Annotated in this window: 1 protein-coding gene; it reads right to left on the bottom strand. The window is 37.3% G+C overall.

Translation table 11 applies throughout. The features are described from left to right. Window positions 1-367: 367 nt before the first annotated feature. Window positions 368-1,208, bottom strand: an 841-nt coding sequence (locus ASG38_RS14125) for a T9SS-dependent choice-of-anchor J family protein (protein ID WP_082482227.1), incomplete at its 5' end; no start/stop codon positions are given.

Below are 1,208 nucleotides of genomic sequence, written 5' to 3'. Positions count from 1 at the left end.
TACCCAACCGGCCGTCTCCATTTCTGTTGTTGTACCGCTAAAACCAAAATTGTAAACATTTTGAGCATTGGCAATTCCTGACACGGAAACCAATAAAGAAAGAAGTAGAGTTTTTTTCATAAAAATATTAATTAAAATTAAATAAAGCATACTCAATCAAGAAACAAAAACCATTTGAAAAAAGTGGACTTTTCCAGTGTAGTTTTGATTAATGACCTCTTGTAAACAAGAGTATTCTTTATAAAAGTTTAGTTAATATTTATACAAATATAACAAAAAAAATAATTATGTCACAACTTTAACTTTTTACAAAAAAAAGAGTCAGTTTTATCAAACCGACTCTTTTTAACATATTTAGTCTTACTGTTTAGTTCTTCACTATTTTTGTACTACCTGTACCAGAATCCGTTTGTATGTTTAGGAAATAAACCCCTGAAGTTAGTTCAGAAATATTAATTTTCGTTTCAGAAACACCATTCGCATTTATATTTCTTACCACTCTTCCATTCAGGTCTGTAAGCTGAATTGTATTAATAGCCACATTATTTTTACCGGACAGGTTAACAATTCCTGTTGATGGATTTGGATACATGCTAAAGTTGTTTGCAAAGAAATCATCTCTGCTCAATGCTCTGCTGACTTCAAAAGTATCAATTCCGATGATGTCCGAATTAGCCCCGCTAGGCCCACCGTTTGTTACAAAATATCTAAACCCAAACTTTACAGCTGTTGGACCGGTAAGTCCGGAAACGGTAAAACTGTATCTTGTCCAAACTTTAGGATATACGAAACCGGTTGCTAATGTCGGGTTAACAGTAACCCCAACTGTGGTGAACGAACCTACATTGGTAGAGCCACCTGTTGGATTGGTATGCGTAGTAGCCGTACTCATTCTAAGTTCCAAACGATCTGCATAATCTATTGTTCCTGAGGTTCCTTTTCTTGACCAGAAAGAAACAACATCGCCATTTTCTACTGTAACCACAGGACTGATTAACCAGTTACTGATATTTCCTGCTCCTGTAGTACTGGTAAAATTAACCAAAGCAAAGGAATTGGCACCACCCGCCTGCCCATTAGGTACCGGGCTGACTTCGCCTGTGGCATATTCCCTGTCATTGAAAGGATTTCCCTGAACTGCCGGTGTGGCAGCCAGATTTACAGTAACCGGAGTATAGCTGGCTACCGTCCATAATGTAGTAGTTGAC

The sequence above is a fragment of the Flavobacterium sp. Leaf359 genome, from assembly GCF_001423985.1.
Classification (GTDB): domain Bacteria; phylum Bacteroidota; class Bacteroidia; order Flavobacteriales; family Flavobacteriaceae; genus Flavobacterium; species Flavobacterium lindanitolerans.
Note: the sequence above shows the minus strand (reverse complement) of the source record. Positions and strands in the feature narration are given on the sequence as shown.